At 45.3% G+C, this 22,875-nt stretch carries 13 protein-coding genes and 1 tRNA gene; 9 read left to right on the top strand and 5 right to left on the bottom strand.

What is annotated here, in order from left to right; translation table 11 throughout:
- Nucleotides 1–54: 54 nt before the first annotated feature.
- The 3 genes from QT996_RS09040 to QT996_RS09030 form a co-directional block, all read right to left on the bottom strand.
- Entirely contained in the window at nucleotides 55–225 is a 171-nt protein-coding gene (locus tag QT996_RS09040; protein WP_333045985.1) for a hypothetical protein, read from the bottom strand.
- Between the two features lie 10 nt (nucleotides 226–235).
- A complete protein-coding gene (locus QT996_RS09035; RefSeq protein WP_333045983.1) occupies nucleotides 236–439 on the bottom strand; it encodes a PD-(D/E)XK nuclease family transposase in 204 nt (67 codons plus the stop codon).
- A 280-nt stretch (nucleotides 440–719) separates the two neighbouring features.
- Entirely contained in the window at nucleotides 720–1,007 is a 288-nt protein-coding gene (locus QT996_RS09030; protein ID WP_333045981.1) for a Mo-dependent nitrogenase C-terminal domain-containing protein, read from the bottom strand.
- Between the two features lie 324 nt (nucleotides 1,008–1,331).
- Between QT996_RS09030 and QT996_RS09025 the strand changes: the two genes are divergently transcribed.
- Nucleotides 1,332–2,147 (top strand): cobyrinic acid a,c-diamide synthase, encoded by an 816-nt coding sequence (locus tag QT996_RS09025; RefSeq protein WP_333045978.1) that lies wholly within the window; start codon nucleotides 1,332–1,334, stop codon nucleotides 2,145–2,147.
- Between the two features lie 156 nt (nucleotides 2,148–2,303).
- Here QT996_RS09025 and QT996_RS09020 read toward each other — a convergent pair whose 3' ends face one another.
- The gene (locus tag QT996_RS09020) at nucleotides 2,304–3,347 is read right to left on the bottom strand and encodes an AI-2E family transporter (RefSeq protein WP_333045975.1); all 1,044 of its coding nucleotides are present in this window, start codon (nucleotides 3,345–3,347) and stop codon (nucleotides 2,304–2,306) included.
- A gap of 414 nt (nucleotides 3,348–3,761) precedes the next feature.
- On the opposite strand from QT996_RS09020, the gene gshA reads away from it, so the two are divergent.
- The 7 genes from gshA to QT996_RS08985 all read left to right on the top strand — a co-directional run bounded on the left by gshA (nucleotide 3,762) and on the right by QT996_RS08985 (nucleotide 14,506).
- Entirely contained in the window at nucleotides 3,762–4,913 is a 1,152-nt protein-coding gene (gshA, locus tag QT996_RS09015) for a glutamate--cysteine ligase (protein WP_333045973.1), read from the top strand.
- A 237-nt stretch (nucleotides 4,914–5,150) separates the two neighbouring features.
- Nucleotides 5,151–5,612 carry a tRNA (cytidine(34)-2'-O)-methyltransferase gene (locus QT996_RS09010; RefSeq protein WP_333045972.1) on the top strand — a complete coding sequence of 154 codons (462 nt, stop codon included), beginning with the start codon at nucleotides 5,151–5,153 and terminating at the stop codon, nucleotides 5,610–5,612.
- A gap of 582 nt (nucleotides 5,613–6,194) precedes the next feature.
- Entirely contained in the window at nucleotides 6,195–8,660 is a 2,466-nt protein-coding gene (locus tag QT996_RS09005; protein WP_333045970.1) for a peptidoglycan DD-metalloendopeptidase family protein, read from the top strand.
- 138 nt (nucleotides 8,661–8,798) lie between these two features.
- Nucleotides 8,799–8,871, top strand: a tRNA-Met gene (locus QT996_RS09000).
- Nucleotides 8,872–8,997: 126 nt separating this feature from the next.
- Complete coding sequence (locus QT996_RS08995; RefSeq protein WP_006631731.1) at nucleotides 8,998–9,597, top strand: peroxiredoxin; 600 nt, start codon at nucleotides 8,998–9,000, stop codon at nucleotides 9,595–9,597.
- Nucleotides 9,598–9,702: 105 nt separating this feature from the next.
- Nucleotides 9,703–10,242 (top strand): redoxin domain-containing protein, encoded by a 540-nt coding sequence (locus QT996_RS08990; protein ID WP_333045968.1) that lies wholly within the window; start codon nucleotides 9,703–9,705, stop codon nucleotides 10,240–10,242.
- A 214-nt stretch (nucleotides 10,243–10,456) separates the two neighbouring features.
- Nucleotides 10,457–14,506 (top strand): hypothetical protein, encoded by a 4,050-nt coding sequence (locus QT996_RS08985; protein WP_333045967.1) that lies wholly within the window; start codon nucleotides 10,457–10,459, stop codon nucleotides 14,504–14,506.
- Between the two features lie 107 nt (nucleotides 14,507–14,613).
- Here the strand turns inward: QT996_RS08985 and QT996_RS08980 are convergent, their stop codons facing one another.
- Nucleotides 14,614–17,082 carry an ATP-dependent Clp protease ATP-binding subunit gene (locus QT996_RS08980; protein ID WP_333045966.1) on the bottom strand — a complete coding sequence of 823 codons (2,469 nt, stop codon included), beginning with the start codon at nucleotides 17,080–17,082 and terminating at the stop codon, nucleotides 14,614–14,616.
- Between the two features lie 443 nt (nucleotides 17,083–17,525).
- On the opposite strand from QT996_RS08980, the gene QT996_RS08975 reads away from it, so the two are divergent.
- Nucleotides 17,526–22,874: an AAA family ATPase gene (locus tag QT996_RS08975; protein ID WP_333045965.1), complete on the top strand. Its 5,349-nt coding sequence runs from the start codon at nucleotides 17,526–17,528 to the stop codon at nucleotides 22,872–22,874.
- Nucleotide 22,875: the final 1 nt, after the last annotated feature.

The following is a 22,875-nucleotide window of genomic DNA, read 5'->3' as shown; positions in this document are numbered from 1 at the left end:
AACGCTCAAACCCGTAGTTTGACTGATGGTTTGAGTGTCAAGAACATTGAGAAGTTACCTAGCGATTTCTACAGCTTTTTCTCTCATTCCTAGGGCGAGTCCTTCTTCTCTGCCTTCTTCTCGCCCTTGTGCGAGTCCTTCTTCAATTCCCTTTCGCAAGATTCCCTGCTGATCCAGAATATACCTTTCGCGTGCTTCTAAATCTGCCAACTCTTCTGCATTCAAGTTAGTTTCATTAGCAATCGCAAAGGCTTTCCGAGACTGTTTCCATTGTTTGCGGTATCACTTCCAAACTGGGAGCATTTTTCATAAAATAAACCCACTTGTCAGTCAAAGTTTCTAATTCATCCAATTGTTTATTGAATTTGGGCAACTCGATAAAGATGAGTTCTATCTCTGGATCGACATAATCAAATAAACGCTTTTTTTCCTTAAACACAAAGTGAGAAATGACTTCTCGGCCATTGAGAAAAAGTAGCTTGTTAAATTTTTTTTTTATAGTTATTGTTTTGGCTGCTACCGTTTGATGTTATTTTTGACTTAAGCGCCACGATGGATACCCGCCCCTATTTACAGGCATCGACTGGTATTATGAACGATTATGGCTTTAATTAGCGATCGAACAACTAGCAGGTTCGCGCACCCGGTACACAATTCACATCAACGCGCGATCGAGATATGACACCCCTCAATCAGCAGTACGGCGTTACATCTTCCCCCTATACGTCAGTCAAATACGAGAGCAATCGAAAACGCAACCCCACTAATTCCTCATACACAGGATTAAGGTTGCATATAGGCGGTATGTGGAAAAGATGGTGTCCCCATAGCTGGATATCTCTCTCACAAGAACCCCGTAGGGGTATAAGTTGGCACAACCACCGAGGTACTTGCGGCTCTCCCACGGCAATGTTATCAAGCCACTGTCGCACGGGTTCGACGAGGCGATCGCGAAAAGTTAAGTCTTGGTACTGATTTTCTGGGAAAATACTTGTAGTCAAGTTCATGATTGATCTCAGTAATCATTACTAACAAAAACTTATGAATCACCCGACTTAATCCTCAACGAAACCTGCTGTCGCTCCGGTGACGTGAATAAGTTTTATCCGTGACACTCGCCGCCCCCAAATGTGATGGGAAGAGCTAGCATTTGTGATTTAAAATTCGCAAAACCGTGAGGCAGATCACCGCCGCTGTTCCCTACAGAATCTATACTTAGATAGATGGCAATAAAATAAGACAGAATAACTTGCACCCCTCCCTCGCAGCTCCCCTCTCCCATCATTGGCGATATACGACTCTGTATACTTACTAATATAAGGTTTCAGGCAATGATTAAACAAAAACATAAATATGCCGACCTTGCTCAACTCCCCCACACAGATACCGTGCTCCAAAAACTCCCTGTAGAAGTTAAAGATTGGGCTCAAAGCTTGCCTTGGAACCAACGGCGCTATGTCTTGTCCCTCTGCTACATATTGTGTGCATCTACTCCCGACTTGCAAGCCGAATTTTTAGATAATTATACAGCCGACGGTTTAGTCTCAAAAATGTTTGAAGATGTAGATACTCTACACCGAGTCAAAGAGTATTTAATCAGATTCCGAGTCAAAAAACAATTAAACGAATCAGATTTAAGAAGCTACATCAAACAATTTTATATCCACTCAGCTCAACAATCGCGCCGAGAAACAGACCAATATTTAGAATCTGCACTCCGCTTCGTCTTGAGTACAGAAGAGCGCAATAATGTTTTCAACTACATTTTGGGCTTTGAATTTATTAAAATTGTGTTTCAAATGAGCTGGTTGCAACACGAAAGATTAGCGAGACTGCAAAAAAATCAGTCCCAGTTTATTGAAACCTATATCAAGCCGATTCAACACGCACACAGAATTAATGGCATAATTCTACCGAAAGATGAGAGGATATTTTTTGCCAGACGCACCTATTACGTTCAACTACCTAACATTCCCTACAGAAGGCTCATTGAGTTAGTCATGGCAACTTTTACTACAGAAATGGTGAGTAATTGCGGATTTTCTATCAGCCGCCACTCTCAAGCTCTGCGTTTTGACTGTGATTACATTTATGATCCAGAACCAGAAGAAGAAAGATTTCCTACTGATTTGCAATTTATTCATTAACTTTAGGTAGTAATTTGTACCATAGGTTGCTTTTTTCTCTTTACTTTTAGTTGCGCGTTGGGTACAGGAGAGTTTTTGAAACATGGGACTTGTAGTCGGTAAGTTGAAACCGAATTTTTCAGCCGGATTTGATATAAAATAGGAGGGCTGTATCAATTAACCTTCCGCTTGCATTTCTTCAATGTCAAACCAGCTCACTATCACTCCCGCTAGCGGAATCGCCAGAAATATACCTAAAAGTCCTGCCGCTCTAGCCCCGACTAACAATGCAAAAAATACGACCACCGGATTGAGGTTAAGCGAATTTTGCATGAGTCTCGGATGAATAAAGTTGTCTTGAATTTGCTGCAAAACAATGCAAGTTGCCAATACTTTTAAAGTTAGCCACACACTTTGAGACAATACAATAAAACAAACTAAGCTAATTCCCAGGGTCGCTCCAATCCCCGGAACTAAATCAAACAATCCTATAATAAAGGCTAAAATCAAGGGAAATTTCACATTTAACAGCAAAAAAATTAAAAAAGTTGCTGTTGTCAAAAATAACATTAACAGGATTTGTGCCTGAAAAAATCCTAAAAAGTTTTTCTCTATTGTTACACTTAAACGCCTGTGCAGGTGTAGAGGTATAAATTTGAGAACCAACAGCCACAGCCTCTCTCCATCAAGTAACATGAAAGAAGCCACTACCATAATTAATATTAAATTCAATAAATTGGTTAAAAATACTTGTAAAAAAGCAATACTCGAAACAACTCCAGCTAAAACTTGATTTCGCAGTTGTTCCTCAATAACTCGGAGGTTAACTAGCAGGTTTCTCGCCCGCAGGAATGCTTCGAGGCGCTCGGACAGAGGCGCCAGAGCATTCACAAATTCAGTCATGCTGTCAATTAATTGCTGTCCTTGAGATAAAAGAGTGACGCCTACGGTGACGGTGAGACCGCCCAAAACTAAAAGGGTGAGCAAGACAACAAACGCGACAGCTAAACTTCGCGGTAAAAATCTCTGGAGAGTTCGCACCGGATAGTTGAGCAAAAAAGCTACGAGTGCAGCAATGGTGAAAACCGCGACTGCTGTTTCAAAGTAAGCTAAAAGTTGCAGTCCAGCCCAACCAGAAGCAAATAAAAGCAAAAATCGGACTAAGGCTAAATTGCTTAGCATATTCCAAAAATTGGGAGGGGTTCTTTCTTGCTCTTTCACAGGGATTTTTAGGGGTTAATAATAGCTCAAAAATATTGCAGAGTCCTCTTTTAGAATCGCACCCAAGATATATCTGCGGCTATCCCCCTCAAGGCAGAAAACAGATGTCGAACTGAGGCAGGAGTGGGTTCTATTCACCATAAGTTCGATCGTCACGAATGCCCAATGAAACACGCCCGCGATCGAACAAACAACATTTGTGGGGCTAAAACCGCCTCGGAAACTATTTGCGAGGGAAGTATCTGTCGTGGCAGGCACTCAACTAACACACAAACGCTCAAACTTGCTGGCGCCGAAAAACCCGGTTTCAGTGCCAGTCGCGAAAAATTTCAACTCTGCCTCTTGGAAGATAGTATGAACAGGTCAATTTTTGGGATACTAGAAACTAGCACTCAACTTAGCTGAGGAACAAACGTGCTGCTATCAAAAGGCTTTGAAGTAGAAATGTATACCGGCACTCCCGAAGGTGAGGTTGTCGGTCTCTCCGATCGCATAGTTGCCGATCTAGAGGGATTTGTGCGGGAGCCTGATAGCCGCAATGTGGAGTACACGACCGCCCCGCTGTGCAGCTACGATCGCCTGCTGTGCGCCTTAGTCAAGCCGCGAGTCCGGCTGCGGGAGTATCTCAAAGAATTGGGCGACTATACCTTGCTGCCGGGAAGTACCCTGTCTCTCGGAGGGAGCGATCGATTTTACAGATCCGATCCCAACAACCCCTACCACACCTACATCGAGCAAACCTACGGCACCAAAGTCGTCACCGCCAGCATTCACATCAACATCGGCATCTCCCAGCCAGAAATGCTGATGCGCGCCATCCGCCTCGCCCGCGTCGAAGCACCGCTATACCTTGCCTTGAGCGCCTCTTCCCCCTTCCTCGACGGCGAAGTCACGGGCTATCATTCCACTCGGTGGGGTTTGTTTCCCAAAACTCCCGCCATCGTCCCTCTGTTTGAAAGTCACAGGCATTACATTCAGTGGACTGAAGAACAGCTAGAACTCGGTACTATGCAAAACGTCCGTCATTTGTGGTCGGCAGTGCGACCCAATGGCGATCGCCGCCCATACTGTCTCAACCGCCTCGAACTGAGAATTTGCGACCTCGAAGTCAATCCTCTGGCTTTGTTAGCCATCACTGCCTTACTAGAAGCTCGCATCTGGCAGATGATGGAAGACCCCAGCTTAGACCCCTTAGAACTCAGCACCTTGCCGGCGGCCACCCGCAACCAAGACTTAGTTGCTCTCACAGACGCCAACGAAATTGCTGCATCCCGGCAAAGTTTGGATGCCGAACTTACCCACTGGCAAGACGGCAGAACTATTCTGGCACGAGATTGGATTGAGGAAATTTACCGCGAAGTGTGGCCTATAGCCAAAAAACGTGGTTTTAGTTGCTTTCTCTCGCCACTCAAAAAGATTCTCCGGGAAGGCAACACGGCCCAGCAGTGGTTGAAGCTACACGAGGGCGGTTCGGACACCCGCAGTATTATTCTGCAAGGGATTCAGGGGATGGCTCACCAAGAATGGGAGCTAGAAGACAACTTGTGCGCCCAGTTAGTTGCCTGAAGTCCCCGCCGTTATTATAGGGGGGGCTTTCACTAGCCCCCTGGCTATGCGTACTCAGCAAATACAAATAGCCCGAACCTCCTGAGAAAAAGTTGCAGAGCGACTATCAAAAACAAATCAGAATATTTAATCAATGGAGCTCGACAAAGGTTATAAATAAAAGCTATAAGGTATATCTACCTTTGGGTAGTTTTATAAATTTCCCAATACCTGTATTTTTCGCTTTTAATTAGCTTCATGCCCCAACTTGTCTTGATTCACCCGCAAATCCCCCCGAATACTGGCAATATCGCCCGCACTTGCGCTGCCACAGACACCGAACTGCATTTAGTGGGCCCGCTGGGGTTTGAAATTAGCGATCGCTACCTGAAACGGGCAGGCTTAGATTACTGGCCTTACGTCAACCTCCACTGCCACGAAGACTTAGCGGCTTTTGGGGCCTATCGGGAGCAGCGCGGGGGACGAACGATCGGATTCAGCACTGGCGGGCGATGCAATTACGCGCAATTCCAATTTCAGCCCAGCGACTGGCTGATGTTTGGCTCGGAAACTGTAGGCATTCCCCAATTCGTCTTAGATGCCTGCGACGCCACAGTTTTTATTCCTATGAGCCAGCCTGGAGTCAGGAGTTTGAACCTCTCCGTCAGCGCCGCTGTAGGTTTATTTGAGGCTAAACGACAGTTGGGCGAGCTGGGATAAATCATTATCAACACATAAATATATAGATATTTAATAGCTGCCGGAGGTTGCCAAATCTCATTTTTAATATAAGAAATTTGTATCAAAGGGGTGAAAATCTAGATAGCCGAAATTAATATATTTTATTCATTCAAAAACAGATTGTTATCCGCAACACCAAATTACTCGCAAGATGATTCAGCAACAAAAACAAAGGATTTTAGCGATTTAGGGCGTCAGCGAGCACCAGCTTGGGTCTGAACACTATATCTAGTAAATATACGGTTGTAGGCTGTCCGGAAATTAGCATAAAGTCAGATAATAGGTAAGAGTTCAGAGCCTTACCGGAACGAAGATTTTATATATTCGTTCCAGCTATTGCGGTGTAAGGCTTGTGGGATTAATTGGAGCAGGTTTGACCGAGAATTTTAAAATTTATGACGGTTTGAGCTTGTCTAAATTTAAAAAGCAAGGTAATCTGGCCTAAGCATGATAGCTTTCAACAATCAGAATATTTTTGCTTGTTGATTTAAATTCAGCGTCATGCGATCCCCTTGAGTGTTTCCAAGGACAGTTAGCGCTTCTCAGTAGGAGGTCGTTTTTTTGAAACGAACATATCCCCAAATCAAGCCTGTTCAGGCTAGTGAAATCGACAGAGACGGTTCTGCGGAACCGTCCAAACAGACAACGCTCAGCACAGGCAGAGTTCGCTCTCTCGCCACGATCGGGCTGGCAATATCGGTAGGTGCTTCTGGCATCCTGCTACCAAGAAATGGAGACAGCGCTCGCGCGTCTGAACTCGCACCGACATCTGAATCCACCGCTGAAGTACAGCCATTCTCGGCCAACGGGCCCGCTACCTCCGCACAAGTTGACGGTTCCACGGCCCAACAGCCCGGATCACCTTCTGACCCAGTGACGGTTAATGTGCAGCAGGGGCAAAGCCTGTGGGAGCTGTCTCGGGATTATGAAGTTGAACCGTTGGCACTAGCAACTGCCAACGACATCAAACCCGATACCCAACTCCAAGTTGGTCAAGAACTGACAATTCCTATGGCTCCGGGAGCCGCGCCACAACAGAACGCCGCCGATACCGCTGTGGCTTCGCGAGAGCGCGCAGCGGCGGTCAATCCCGAAGAAAAGTTAAATTTGGCTGGCTCCGAGCCGTTGGATAGTGCTGGCCTGACAGCGCAGCCATCAACTGCAGCGACCCCGCTGGTCACGACGGTACCGGAACAAAGTTCGATCGACATCCCGAACGCAGACGGGGCGATCGACAGTTTGAAAAAACAGGAAAACCGCACCACAGAAGCTGGTCGGGCCCTGTTAGGGTATGAAGGGGGAGCAAATTTATCTACACCTGCGGCATCTTTGCCGGAGTCAGCACCGACGCTGACATCCCCCGGCTCTGCAACTGGGACAACTATCCCAGACCTTGGTGCCACACCTGTAATTTCTAATGCCGGGGTCGGTCAAGCAGCCTCGCCCGATCGAGCATTCGAGTCAATTGAACAGTCTTTGGCAACACCCAGTTTGCCCCCGGCTGTGGTAGTCCCCCCTGCGGGAAGTACCGCCGCGCCGGCTGAGGTTCTCTACAGCGTGCGTCCGGGAGATACGGTAGATGCGATCGCCAAAGGTCACGGCGTATCGCCCAACGATCTGATCTCCGTCAACAAGCTCGGCAACCCCAACTTGCTGAATGTCAATCAACGGCTAAAAATTCCCCAAGTTGGGTTGAAAAATCCAGGGGTGCAGGCGGCAGCCTCTTATTCTGCCTCCAACTCTACATCTGTCTGGGCGGCGAGTTCGGTTCCCGCATCTTTGAACCCCAGCTCGTCTACCTCGGAAATAGCCGGTGCTGGCGTTGCAGCACCCGCGCCCACAGTGCCTGTTGTCTCTCCCCTGGAGAACGTGGAAGGTCTGAACAATATTTCAGCGCCCATGGTTCCCCAAATTAACAGCATTCCGCTGACTCAAGTTTCTCAAACCATTAGCGATCCACGGAAGCTGGATCTTCAAGGCGAATCAACATTTACAGGTGCAGTTGACACCAGTGCCCTGCCGGGGCCAGCCAGTGCAACTGCTACGGGAGCATACCCGCAGCAGATCAGCTTCGTGGCAAATACTAGCGCTCAGGGTTCAAATGCCGCTCCAACTAGCGCTTTACCTGAGTCGAATTCGGAGGCTCTCCCCACCCCAGAAGCTCTCAACCCTTATTCTGAACGCTTGAGGGCAGAAGTGGTCAGGCTGCGAGAGGAATATCGTGCCTCGCGCAATTCGATCGGGGCCAATGCGGTGTCCCTGACTCCAACTGACGGGCCCTCGGTCAACCCGTCTGAGGATAGGCCAAGTGTCAATCCATATCTCTACACCCCCGACTATACGGAGGCGGTGCAGAATGAAATCAGCAGACCGCCATCGAGAGCCTGGTCTGAGCAGGTTCAGAAGCAGCAGCAAGAGCGTTTAGACCCCGCTCGCGCGGCGGAACTACAACCGATCAACCTGACGCCGACCTCTGCTCAGCAGGGGCCTGTGGTAGCCACTGCTCCTTTGGGAGCCGACGGTTACGATCCCCTAAGCAACCCGTCTTTGGGACGCATGGTTTCTCCGGAACTGCCTCCGCTTTCTAACCCTGATACTTATCTGCCTAACGGCAAAAAACAGTCGGCTAACGGGTTTATTTGGCCGTCTAAGGGCGTTCTTACTTCTGGCTACGGCTGGCGGTGGGGACGGATGCACAAAGGAATTGATATAGCAGGGCCGATCGGCACGCCAGTTGTGGCAGCATCAGACGGGGTGGTTACCTATGCTGAGTGGAACGATGGTGGCTACGGCAATCTGGTGGAAATCACCCATGCAGACGGCACTGAGACTATCTATGCCCACAACAGCCGAATTTTGGTGCAAAAGGGTCAGAAAGTCGCTCAAGGCGAACAAATTTCCGAAATGGGCAGCACGGGCTTCAGTACCGGGCCGCACTTGCACTTTGAAATTCATCCCGCCGGACAGGGTGCTATCAATCCTATGGCTTTTCTGCCGCCAGACGATGCGTCCAGCGCTTCTCGGTAACAACTGGTCGGAAGTTATGGGTTTTGAATGATTACCAAAACTCATAACTTTTACTGGAAGTCATTAGAAAGAGTGTTGTTTAAAAACAAGACATAGCTAGCCCTACCGTGCTACGATAGTAAATCGTGAAGTAGATTTGGCTCAGTGGCGCAGTGGTTAGCGCAGGGGACTCATAAGCCCAAGGTCGCAGGTTCAAATCCCGCCTGAGCCATTATTTAATCAAAAAAGCTGCGCTCTCAAATTTGAGAGCGTCTTTTTTTGATTGGTCGAGAAGATACTTGTAGTCGTTATGAGTATGATATATTTGTAACAGTTCGTAAAAAAGGAAACAAAATTTATGACCAGTGAATGCCTCCGGGTTGGTCAAGCTGCACCCGATTTCGCAGCTACAGCCGTAGTGGATCAGGAATTCAAGACAGTTAAACTGTCAGACTATAAAGGCAAAAAGTATGTAGTCCTGTTCTTCTACCCCTTGGACTTCACCTTTGTGTGCCCGACTGAGATTACAGCATTTAGCGATCGCTTCGAGGACTTCAAGAAAATCGATACCGAAATCCTCGGCGTATCCGTTGACAGCGAATTCTCTCACCTCGCTTGGATACAAACAGACCGCAAATTAGGCGGTGTCGGCGACCTCAACTATCCTTTAGTTGCTGACCTCAAAAAAACAATTAGTTCAGACTACAACGTCCTCGACCCAGAAGCAGGCGTTGCCCTCAGAGGTCTGTTCATCATCGACAAAGAAGGCATCATCCAACACTCTACTATCAACAATCTTGCCTTCGGCCGCAACGTGGATGAAACTCTCCGTACTCTGCAAGCTATCCAACACGTCCAGTCTCACCCCGATGAAGTTTGTCCCGCTGGCTGGCAGCCCGGTGACAAAACCATGACTCCCGATCCTGTCAAGTCTAAGGTATTCTTTGCTGCGGTTTAAGCAGATTATATTTGTAGGGACACGGCAGTGTCGTGCCCCTACCCGCAGGGGCATTCATTGAACCCGATTTTTAATTAGCAATTAGCACTTACCCAATTAGGAAATATGCTGACTTCTACTAATTTTAGCGGCTTGTTAAATCAGCGGTTTTTCCAAAATTTATTGCCTGTTCCGGCGACTAATGTTCTGAACCTGGGGCTGATGACGCCAGATTTTGAATTGCCGGATATTAATAATGGCAAATTGGTGCGGCTGTCGAATTATCGCGGGGATAAGCCGGTAATTCTGGCTTTTACGCGGATTTTTACGGAAAAGCAATATTGCCCTTTCTGTTTTCCTCACATTAAAGCTTTGAATGAAAACTGGGAAAAATTTGCGGATCGCAATATAGAATTATTGATGGTTGCCAGTACCGACGATCGCCAAAGCCAAATTGTGGTTAGAGATTTAGGCTTGAAAATGCCTCTGCTTTCTGATCCAGGCTGTCAAGTTTTTCGGGCTTATCAAGTCGGTCAGGCTTTAGGTGCTCCTTTGCCGGCTCAGTTTGTTTTGGGTGCAGATGGAAAACTCCTCTTCAAACATTTGTTTTCTTTCATAGACCACAATGCTAGTGTAGACACTTTGCTGCAATATGTCGATCGGTAAGGAAACCGCTGCTGTGTCCTAATTGGGAGTTTTTCACCGCTGATGTACGCTGGTTTAGGCCCATCAGCGGGATTTTTTCCTCGGTTGACACTGGCTGCGACAGATCTTTAGTTATAAATACTTATTGTGCCAATTGCGATGGCGGAATGTTGCCATCTTCGATCAACATTAATCTAGGCTATAGCTTGAAGGTACTTAGTACAAGTTTAAGCCGATGTCGTCTCCCAAAGATCGATCGAGCAAAATTGAATTGAGCGTCCTAGCGTCGCATCCTGAGTTGTTGACAGGTTTAGATGCGTGGCTGCGGCTGGGTTTGCTTTCGCCTGCGGAGGTGGAGCAATTGTGCCGGCAGTATTTAGTCTGCCCGCTTCCCGATCGCGCTGTAGACCTTTCTGAAATTGACGGCCCGCGAACTCCTATTAACGAGCCAAAAATACCTGCCTTATCAACGCCTCAAGCCTTACCTAGCAGCAGAGAAAGCGTTGCTAGGCCCACAGAAACTACTCAAACCCCTAATTCTATCGCTCAAATTTTGCACTCATTAATGGCAGAAATTAGCGTGGTCTGGCTGTTGTTTTTAGGAGTGTTCATGGTAGTTGTCTCCTCTGGAGTCTTAGCGGCCAGTCAGTGGGAAAGATTTCCGGCCGCCGGACAATATGGAGTTTTGTTAGCTTATACTTTAACTTTTTGGGCGATTAGCAGTTGGGCAAACAGACAGCATAATTTGCACTTGACTGCTAAAACTTTGCAAGAAGTGACGCTGTTGCTAGTGCCGATCAATTTTTGGGCAATGGATACTTTTGGATTGTGGCGGTATCCTTGGGATTGGGCGGTAGCAATCGCAGCGGCACTTATTTTGACTTGGATAACTGCCCGGATTATAAAAGATCAATATCAAAGCTTTTCAGGAAAAAACATCACTCGCTCGATCGCCCTAAATCACTTGGGATTGAGTTTTTTGCACTGGGGGTGGGCATTGGCCGGCTTTTCCGTGGGTGCCGTTTATGTAGGTACAGTGGGAACTGCTGCTGCTAGAGTTTATCAAGTTCAGCAACAACGATTGCAATCTCTCCAACGTGGGGGAAATACTGAAACATTCCCCGCTGCTTTCAGTTTGAGCAGAGATTTTCTGACTTACAAAAAAGCCGCTTTAGTAGCTTATTCGTTAGGAATTTTACTGAGTCGGGCGATATTTGTCAAGGATGTAAATATCGCTGAAATGGGTTTAGCTTTGGGAATTTGTGGCGTGCTTTTAGCATGGCTGGATTGGCAGCAGCCCCTCGCATCTGGGACTATTACAAACAATATATCCAACCAGCCAAATCCCAGCTATTTTTTTAAATGGCAATTAGCGGGAATGGGTTTGTTGGGTTTGGGATACCTGGTTTGTTTTCGCGATATTCCGCTACAGGCGATCGCACTTAGCGGATTGGCTGTTTGGTTTTTTTATAACCGTTTAGTGCGGTTTTGGCAAAAGTTTGATTTGCTAATGCTTGAGGCGGTGGGACTTCAGAGTATTTGGCTGTTTGGGCGAGTGCTTCCTTTAGGGATTAAAACACAATTTGTTGCATTTTTAACTCAGCTTACAAACTCTCAGAACACTCCTTGGGCTTTTTGGGGTGTTCTGCTGTTGCCTTATTTAATTTTAATGGTAAGTGTGGCGCAGTGGCTCTACCGCAAGCGAAAGTTTCAACTTGCCCGTTTTGGCGAAAACCTTGCTCTCGGTTTGGGGATTGTTTTAACTGTTATTAGTTTAGTCAATCCGTTTTGGCGATCGCTCAATTTATTGGTATCTACTTTAATTTTAGGTTGGATCACTTGGAAATACGTAATTCCCGATAATTCCCGGCGAGTTTCGAGGCCGGCTTCTGCGGCTGAACAACAGGGAAATCCGGCAATTTTGGTTCCCATAACTCACATTATGGGTTTAGGCGCGATCGCTTCGGCAATAGACTTATTTTTTCCAAACCAGCCACCCAATATTTGGTCGGCCATATTATTGATTTTTATGGCGGCTGAGTGGGTATTTTTTGTCTGGATAAAAGCGGCTAATTTCCGCGAAAATTCTGCCTTTTTTCGCTGGCATCCTGCATGGTTCCAAAGTTCCTGGTATCTGGGCTTAGTATTAGCAGGATTCAGCTTTATATTGTTGCAAAATTATTTAATTGCGGGTACTGCCACTCATCGCCCTCAGTGGAGTTTGGTCTGGCTGGCGACTCCTTTGGCTTTGACTGCTGTTGCTAAATATACTGAGGTTCCTCACAAACGAGTTGCCAGTACCTTTAGTGCGCTATCCTTAATATTCGCACAATTTCTAATTTTTACTTTTCCGGGATATCGGTTAATTGGTTTTGGCTTGGCAGCCGGATTAATGTTGGTCAATACTTACTACTTAGTAGAGCTACCAGCGGCTGTGATTGGAGTGGGGTTTGGCTTGAGTTTGGTAGCGGCGGCGATCGAGCAATTAGGTTTTGTGTCGGGTTGGGATTGGGCAATTGCTGGGGCGATCGCTCTTTTGTCTCTGTGGTTGCTTCGCAGCATAATAGTTCGTTTTTCCAGGGGTTTACCTGAGCCTTCTCAATTAGGTGAAATTTACGAGCGAGCTTTAGATGGGTGGGCAATTTTACTGGCAAGCTTGCTGTTAACAACTATTACTTTTTATTCCTATGGACTCTACGCCGCCAGTAGCTTGAGTTTCCAGCCTTCTGCTGAAGCTTTGGCTGCGATTTTGGTGATAATGGCTGCGATTATTTTCCGAAGTTTACGCCAACTTTCCCCTCTGGCAATTTATGCCTGGGCTTGGAGTTTGGAGTTGTTGACAGCAGTGGGTTTGAGTTTTGTCGATCGCACTACGATTAATTTGGCAGTTGCTAATATCGCTCTCGGATTGTTTACTCAATTATTGGGTGATTTGTGGCGCCGGCGCCACCCCGATCCAACAATTTTACCTAGCATTCATTTTATACCTTTGGTTTACGGGGTATTGGGTTTAATTTTCCGATCGCACACTTTTGCGAATTGGACTGGTTTAACTGTGTTGGGTGCGTCTTTAATTGCGATCGGCATTGGTAGGCGGGAGCAAGAATTCAAACCTCTGGTTTATTTAGGATTAATTGGCGTGTCGGTTGCTGCTTACGAATCGCTACTCTATCAACTTTTTCAAACACCAGGAGGAGTTTTTGGCGACGGCTTAATTGTCCTAGCAACTCTCGGCACAACTTTAACCTATATCTATCGCATTTTATCTCCTTGGCTCAGCAATTATTTACATTTAACCAATGCTGAACTAAAGATATTTACTCACCTGCACTGGGTTTTGAGCAGTGGGCTGCTGATTTGGGCTTCTGCCCATGATATTAAATCCGGCTTAAGTTTAGGATTAGTGACTGGTGCTTTATTAGTTCAATATGCTTTCTTGCAAGGGCGAAATAATCTCGATCGCCAATGGGCAGAAATTTGGATTTACTTGGGTTGGCTAGAAGCCTTTGGCATCCGGCTTTACTGGATCAATACACCTTTAGTTAAGTATATTTCCGGGCCACTGGGGCCTTGGAAAGTTGCCCTCGCTTCTCTATTTGCTTATTTAATTTACATTTTGCCTTGGGACAACTGGGGTTGGTCAAAAAAACCTTGGCAGGTAATTGCTTCGCTGATTCCAATAGTTACTATTTTGGAAAGTCCGGCTAAGTTTTATCCGATTAGCTTGCTGATAGCTCCTACCTTCTATTTTTTCCTGGCTTGGGACAGGGAGGAAGTCCGTTTTAGCTATGTGAGTGTGGCGATAATTGACTGGATAATGCTGCGGTGGTTGTGGCAAATAGGATTGACTCAGCCAGAGTTTTATGTTACTCCTTTAGGACTTTCTTTACTTTACATTACTCAGTTCGATCGCACTCTGAAATTACCAGCAGAAAAACCGCTGCGCCACAATCTGCGGATGCTCGCAACGGCGCTGATTTGCGGGATACCTCTTTTTACTCAGCAAAGCCACGGTTTAGTTGCGGGAGCTTTTAGTTTAGTGGCTATTGCAGCGGGTTTGGCACTGCGAATTCGGGCATTTTTGTTTGTGGGAACGGCTGTATTTTTAATCAATGTTTTCTATCAGTTGGTGGTTCTTATCTTCGATTATCCGCTGATAAAATGGGCGATTGGTTTGGCTTTTGGGATTGTGTTTATCTGGATTGCTGCTACTTTTGAAACTCGGCGCGATCGCATTTCTGCTTTGGTACAGCATTGGGTTGTGCAATTGCAATCATGGGATTAGATTCATCGATAACTGGCTTTTTTTTACTGGTATTTTTAAATTAAAAACCCGGTTTCTCCGAGAAACCTGGTTTTTAATTAACAGTATTTATCCGTTTGTCGATCGCATTAATGGCTTAATGCGAATTCGGGCAATTTTGGCTCAGATGGACCATCGGGCAACACCTTAACCTGACCGTTTTCATCCACATCTACGATCGCCTTTTGGCCGTCTTTCAGCTTCCCGGAGAGCATTTCCTCAGCCAGTACATCTTCCAACAACCGCATGATTGCACGGCGCAAAGGTCGAGCACCGTAGCTGGGATTGTAGCCTTCTGTAACTAAAAGTTCCTTGAACCGTTCCGTCACCGACAAAGTAATACCCTGTTCGGTTAAGCGGCTGAAGACTTGCTGCAACATAATGTCCGCAATCTGCTTGACTTCTTCCCTGTTCAACTGGCGGAAGACGATAATCTCATCCAAGCGGTTGATAAATTCGGGACGGAAAAACTGTTTGAGTTCTTCGTTTACCAAGCTGCGAACGCGGTTGTACTGACCGTCTGCGGCACTTTCAGCAAACTCGAAACCGAGACCGCCACCACCTTTTTCAATCACTCGCGAACCGATGTTTGAGGTCATGATCAGCAGCGTATTCTTAAAGTCAACTGTCCGACCTTTAGCGTCAGTTAAGCGGCCATCTTCCAAGATTTGCAGCATCATGTTGAAGACATCCGGGTGAGCTTTTTCGATTTCGTCGAACAAAATCACCGTGTAAGGACGGCGCCGGACTGCTTCTGTTAGTTGACCGCCTTCATCGTAGCCCACGTAACCGGGAGGCGAACCGATGAGTTTGGAAACCGTGTGACGTTCCATGAATTCGGACATATCTAACCGAATCATGGCTTCTTCGGAACCGAAGAAATAAGTTGCCAGGGCTTTTGTAAGTTCGGTTTTGCCGACGCCTGTGGGGCCGGAAAAGATGAAACTGGCGATCGGGCGATTCGGATTTTTCAAGCCTACCCGCGCGCGGCGGATAGCCCGAGAAACTGCGGTGACAGCTTCTTCTTGACCGATCAAGCGCTGGTGCAAAGTATCTTCCATATGCAACAGCAATTCCGATTCGGATTCTGTCAGCTTGCTGACTGGTACTCCCGTCCAATTAGCCACGATGTGGGCGATGTCTTCTTCGGTGACGATGGGAGAAGTTTTGAGTTGGCTTTTGTTGATCGTAGCTTCGGCGATTTCGGCTTCAATTTCTAATTCGCGATCGCGCAATTTTCCAGCTTTGTCGAAGTCTTGCTCGCGCACTGCTGCATCTTTTTCTTTTGTTACTGCCGGCAGTTGCTTTTTGAGCTCTTTAACTTCGGGCGGGGTTTGTGAATTCATCACGCGGACGCGGGAACCTGCTTCGTCAATTAAGTCGATCGCCTTGTCTGGCAAAAACCGATCGTTAATGTATCTGTCTGACAGTGTGGCCGCTGCTTCTAAAGCTGCGTCGGAAATTGTCAGTCTGTGATGCTGTTCGTAAGCCGATCGCAACCCGTACAATATTTCTATTGTTTCAGCCACGCTCGGTTCACCGACTTTGATCGGTTGGAAGCGGCGTTCTAAGGCAGCGTCGCGCTCGATGTGCTTACGATATTCGTCCAAGGTAGTGGCGCCGACACACTGTAATTCGCCTCTAGCAAGGGCTGGTTTGAGCATATTGGATGCGTCCATGCTGCCTTGAATTGCGCCTGCACCGACTAAGGTGTGAATTTCATCAATTACCAGAATGATGTTGCCGGCAGCGCGAATTTCGGCCATGATTTTCGTGAGCCGTTCTTCAAATTCGCCTCGGAACTTTGTACCTGCAATCAGCGAACCCATATCGAGGCTGATTACTTGTTTGTCTTCTAAAATTTCCGGGACGTTTCTATTAACAATCCGCTGGGCTAGGCCTTCGGCGAGGGCTGTTTTGCCTACTCCCGGTTCGCCTACTAAAACAGGATTGTTCTTCGTGCGACGCCCGAGCACTTGGATCACGCGCTCGATTTCATTTTCGCGGCCCACTACGGGGTCGAGTTTGCCTGCTGCGGCTAACTTGGTCAGGTTTGTGCCGAATTCTTCTAAAGTCGGGGTTTTGCGATCGCCGCTATCTCCCCTGCCTCCGGGTACGGCCGCGACTTCTCCCACGGCACGAATTACCTGCGTGCGGACTCTCTGGCGATCGATCCCCAAGTTTTGCAGCACCTTCGCCGCCACCCCTTCATCATCCTGAATCAGCCCCAGCAAGATGTGCTCGGTGCCGATGTAATTGTGGCCTAACTGCCGCGCTTCGTTCAGCGCCGTCTCAAAAATGCGCTTGACGCGGGGCGTAAAAGGAATTTCCGGCGGGAGGAACCCGGAACCTCTACCGATGATATTTTCGATTTCATTGCGCGCCTCTTTCAAGTTGAGGCCCATATCCAGTAATACTTTTGCAGCGATGCCAGTGCCTTCGCCGACGAGCCCCAGAAGAATTTGCTCGGTGCCTACAAAATTGTGACCGAGGCGCCGCGCTTCCTCTTGGGCTAGCATGATTGCTTTAATGGCTTGTTCTGTAAAGCGTTCAAACATATTTTTTCTATCCTACTGTCTGGGCGAGGGCTGTATCGCTGCTGGTGAGGAGCGATTTGGAACACTACACAAATTATAGATGTAAATTTTTGTGTATTTCCTTCTCTAACAATGTATCTTGCTAAGGGAGGAGGGACAGTGGGGAGACCCGAATAGTAGGGGTGTGGTTGCCGTCCGCTGTCGATCGGATATTAATTGAGAATAATAGTAGCAAAATGGCTTGATTCCATGAATACTATCATTTTATCTCTAACTAGATTCTTCTACGAGTAAATAAAGCTGGATTTTTTTTGTACCTAAGTACGTGGTTTAATTAAGCATATAAAAGTTTTCCTGTCAAGACTTTTGACGGTTGAGGATGCTCGTGCTGTCAGCAAACAGCCAACACTCAACAGCGAACAGCGACTCGAATCAGATATATTTTCAACTCTGAGGAGAACTCCATGCAATTTCTATCGCAATACCAAATCCACTCCACTCTCCACGAAGGTATCGAAACGATTATTTATCGAGGAAAAATCCCCACCCACCAGGATACAACCATACTCAAAATCCTGAAAGCGGAATATCCCACCCTCGATGCAATTACCCGGATCAAGCACGAGTATCGCATTCGGAAACATTTAGACCATCCGGGCCTAGTTAAAGTCATTAGCCTAGAAACCTTTGACAACCGTCTCGGCTTGCTTTTAGAAGACTTTGAGGGCGAATCTCTCGATCGACTGATGTCGAGACAAAAGCTCGAAGTCATAACCTGTTTGAGGTTTGGCATCCAACTCATAAAAGCCTTAGAATATCTGCACGTTGAAAAAATAATTCACAAAGATATTAAGCCTAGCAATATCATCATCAACCGCGAAACAGGAATTATTAAACTGACAGATTTCGGGATTGCTTCACGATTGTCCAAAGAAAATCCCCAAATTAATAATATTAACTCGATAGTCGGTACTTTTGCTTATATGTCTCCGGAACAAACCGGGAGAATGAACCGCACCCTCGACTACCGCACCGACTTTTATTCTTTCGGGATTACCTTATATGAAATGCTGACAGGTCAGTTACCATTTATGAGTAACGACCCCTTAGAAATAGTTTACAGTCACATAGCCTCTCAAGCAGTTTTAGCCCATCAAATTAATTCATACATTCCACCAGCTATCTCACAAATTGTGAGGAAATTGATGGCAAAAAATGCCGAAGACAGATATCAAACAGCAGGCGGATTGTTAGCCGATTTAGAAATTTGTTTAGATCAGTTAGAAAATACAGGCAAGATAGCCGATTTTACGCCTGGAAATTTAGATATATTGAGTCAGTTGTTGATTCCTCAAAAATTGTACGGTCGCGAAACACAAGTCAGTGAACTACTGGCAGCATTTGAACGTGTAGCTAATCCTTGCGACGAAAATTCTTTCCCTTCCCAAATTGAACTGATCTTAGTGTCGGGTTATGCAGGTATAGGCAAATCGGCCGTAGTTAGCGAAATTCAAAAACCCATCACCAGACAGCGGGGCTATTTTATTTCTGGTAAATTTGATCAGTTCAAACGGAATATACCTTACGCATCTTTAATTCAAGCTTTTCAATCTTTGATCCAGCAGTTACTTGCAGAAAATAACGAAAAATTACAAAATTGGCAACATCAACTTTTAGCCGCCCTAGGCGATTCCGGGCAAGTAATTATTGACGTAATTCCAGAACTAGAATTGGTAATTGGCAAACAGCCTGCCGTTGCGGAACTTGCCCCCACAGAAGCACAAAACCGCTTTAACAGGCTATTTAAAGAATTTATCCACGTATTCGCGCAAAAAGATCATCCATTAGTCATATTTATCGATGACTTGCAGTGGTCAGATTCAGCGACCTTGAAATTAATGGAATTGCTGGCGACCGACCCAGATAGCAAATATTTACTATTAATTGGAGCCTATCGAGACCATGAAGTTAGCTCTACACATCCTTTAATGCAAACAGTAGATTACCTTCAAAAAAGGGGAATTATTCTCAACAAATTTGTGCTGGAACCTCTTTCTTTAGCCCAGGTAACAGAGTTAATTTCTGAGACATTGAATGACTCAGAAAGAATTCACCCCTTAGCGGAGTTAATTTGGAATAAAACTGGTGGTAATCCTTTTTTTGTGACGCAATTGCTCAACACTCTTTATCAAGAAAAACTTTTGAAATTTGACTTTACCCGGCTGCTCTCTACCGGAATAAAAGGGCAGTGGCAGTGGAATATTGAGGAGATTCAAGCTATTGGTATTACAGATAAGAGTGTAGTTGAACTGGTAGCCCGTCGGATTCAAAAACTGCCAGAGATTACACGAGAAATTTTGAAATTAGCCGCTTGTGTTGGGGACAAATTCACTTTAGATGTTCTCTCTACTGTCAACGCAAAATCTCCATCAGTCACTGCGAGTGAGCTCTGGGATGCTTTGCAAGCGGGGTTAATACTTCCCTTGAATGAGAGTTACCTCATTCCTTTATTTTTAGATGGAGAATCAGCCGTTAATTCAACTTTCGATTCTTCGCGAATCAGCTATAAATTTTTGCACGATCGCGTTCAGCAAGCTGCATATTCGCTGATTCCTGATGAGGAAAAGAAAGCTACTCATCTTAGCATCGGTAAATTGCTACTTGAAAATAAGCCAGCCGATAAAGTAGAAGAGAGAATTTTTGATATTATTAACCAGTTGAATGTAGGAATTGATTGTCTCACCCGGCAATCAGAAAAAGATGAATTAGCTGGATTAAATTTAATGGCTGGGCATAAGGCAAAAGCAGCTAACGCTTATGAACCCGCTGTTAAGTATTTGAATGTGGGAATTTCTTTATTAGCACCTGATAGCTGGGTTCGCAACTATAACATGACGCTGCGGCTGTATGTAGAGACACTGGAAGCGGAATATTTAAACACTAACTTTGAGCAAGCAGAAGTTTTGGCAGAAGTGGTTTTGCGATCGGCGAAACACCAGCTTGACATAGTGAAAGTATATCAGCTAAAGATCATATTTTATCAGGCTCAAGGCCTGATGCTAAAAGCTGTTGAAACAGGTCTAGAAGTGCTGCAAATGCTGGGAGTAAACCTATTAGATAACAAAACCATTGCAGTGCCAAAATTGCCGCGACTTGAGGAATTAGAAAACCTGCCAGTTATGACAGATCCTTATCAACTGGCAACTATGGAAATCCTGACAGCCCTCTATCCTCCTGCTTACATTGCCAAACCAGAAATTGTGTCCTCCCTCGTCTTGACTATGGTCAATCTTTGTATTGATCGCGGTCATTCAGCATTAGCTAGTTTTCCCTATACTCTTTATGGAATGATATTATGCGGCGTCGAAGGCGACACCGAAGCTGGCTACTACGCTGGGCTAATCGCTTTAAAGCTGCTACAACAATTTAATGCTAGCCAACAGAAAGCTAAGGTTTATGTAATGTTTAATGGTCATATAAGAATATGGAAAGAGTCTACTAAGAATACACTTGCTTCCTTTCTAGAAGGAAGAAATTTTGGTGTGGAAAGTGGTGACTTAGAATGGGCTATTTATAATTCTAAGCACTACATTACCAATTTATTTTTGGTGGGAGAACCGCTAGAATATGTCCAAGAAAAACAAAGCATTTATATGGAATTTTTGGTAAAAAATAAACACGAATTTGCCATAGGTTATGCTAAAATTTGGCAAGTAATTGCTTCAAGCTTAAGAAGCAAAACAGCAGAGCAAGTACGATTAGTTAGCGCCAGGTTGGATGAACCTGCTGTGATGTCGCGTTGGCAGAAAGAAAATAATCGAATGTCGCTGTTTGCAGCTTATGTTGCTAAATTGATGCTGCTTTATTTACTTAAAGATTATGCTCCGGCTGTTGCCAGCGGTAAATTAGCGGCAGAATACGCAGATGGGGCGATCGGCTTAATCACTGTTGGGGTACACAATTTCTATTATTCGCTGGCCCTCCTCGCTCACTATCCTGACAGTGACAATCAAGAAGCATACCTAGCTATTGTTAACTCTAATCAGCAAATTATGAAAAAATGGGCCTATCATGCACCCATGAATTATCAGCACAAGTACGACTTAGTTGAAGCTGAGAAAGCTCGACTTTCCAGCGAGAAACTTGCAGCAATGAATTATTATGACTTAGCTATTAAAGGAGCGGCTGCTAACGGTTACATCCAAGAAGAAGCATTAGCTTATGAATTAGCTGGAGAGTTTTATCAATCTTTGGATAAAGAGATAATTGCTCGAACTTATCTGACACAAGCTTATTATGCCTATATCGGCTGGGGAGCTATAGCAAAAGTTAAACACTTAGAATCCCGTTATCATTATTTAGTCGATCGCAATCAAGGAGCCATATCTAAAAATGTTGATCTCACCACTGCCACAACTACTATCAACAATAGTTTGGTGCTGGATTTGTCCACAGTTGTCAAAGCATCTCAAGCTGTTTCGAGCGAAATAATTCTGAGCCGCTTGCTAGAGAAACTCGTACAGCTTGTCAAGGAAAACGCAGGTGCTGAAAAAGTATTATTTCTGGCCAAGACAGGTAATCAATTATTCATAGAAGCGGCGATGACAGGTGACTGTAAGAATGTAACTGTGTTGCAATCTGTGCCAATTGCCGAATCCGATCTGCTGCCAATTTCCTTGATTAACTATGTAGAAAGAACCAAAAAATACTTGGTTTTAGATGATGCTACCCGAGCCGAGCAATTCCAATTTGACCCTTATATTGCGGTCAATCAACCCCTATCTATCCTGGTATTGCCAATTATCCATCAAGGCAACCTTACGGGAATTATTTATTTAGAAAATAATTTAACAAAAAGTGCTTTTACTAGCGACAGGGTAGAAATTTTGGGATTCCTGTCTGCACAAGCAGCTATTTCTCTAGAAAATGCCCGTTTTTATACTATTCTGGAAACGCGAGTAGCGCAAAGAACTGAAAAATTGCAAACTGCACTGGAAGAACTCCGGCACACTCAATTGCAGCTAATCCAAAGTGAAAAAATGTCTAGTTTAGGAGAAGTGGTAGGGGGAATTGCTCACGAAATTAATAACCCAATTAATTTTATTTATGGAAATTTACATTACACCAATGAATACGCTCAAAATTTATTAGATTTAATACGTTTATACCAAAATAAATACCCAAATTACGAGTCCGAAATAGTAAATAAAAGTGAGGAAATAGATTTAGATTTTTTGATGAATGATTTCACTAAAATGATTGATTCCATGAGAGTGGGTGCTGCGAGAGTTCGCGATATTGTGCTTTCTCTGCGAAACTTTGCTCGACTAGATGAATCTGATAGAAAATGGGTTAATATCCACGAAGGTATCGATAGCACTTTGATGATTTTGGATCACAAATTAATTGATATTCAAGTGATTAAGGAGTACGACAATTTGCCTTTAGTGAACTGCTATCCGGGAGAAATTAATCAGGTATTTATGAATGTACTGACTAATGCGATTGATGCTTTTTGTCGCGAAAGAGGGAGTGAAGTTGACTCGAAACAGACTCCGACAATTCAGATTTGCACTGAAGTCGCGGAAGGAAATCAAGTAGCGATTCGCATTGTTGATAATGGTGTGGGGATGAATTCGGAGGTGCTGGGTAAAATATTCGATCCGTTTTTTACTACTAAACCCGTAGGTAAGGGGACTGGTTTGGGATTGTCTATCAGTTATCAAATTGTGGTAGAACAGCATGGAGGAAAGTTAATTTGCAAGTCGGAACCTGGAGAGGGAAGCGAGTTTACTCTACTGCTGCCGTCTTGAT

Origin of the sequence: Microcoleus sp. S13C4 (assembly GCF_036700865.1) — a bacterium.
In the GTDB taxonomy this organism is placed as follows: Bacteria; Cyanobacteriota; Cyanobacteriia; order Cyanobacteriales; family Microcoleaceae; genus Microcoleus.
Note: the sequence above shows the minus strand (reverse complement) of the source record. Positions and strands in the feature narration are given on the sequence as shown.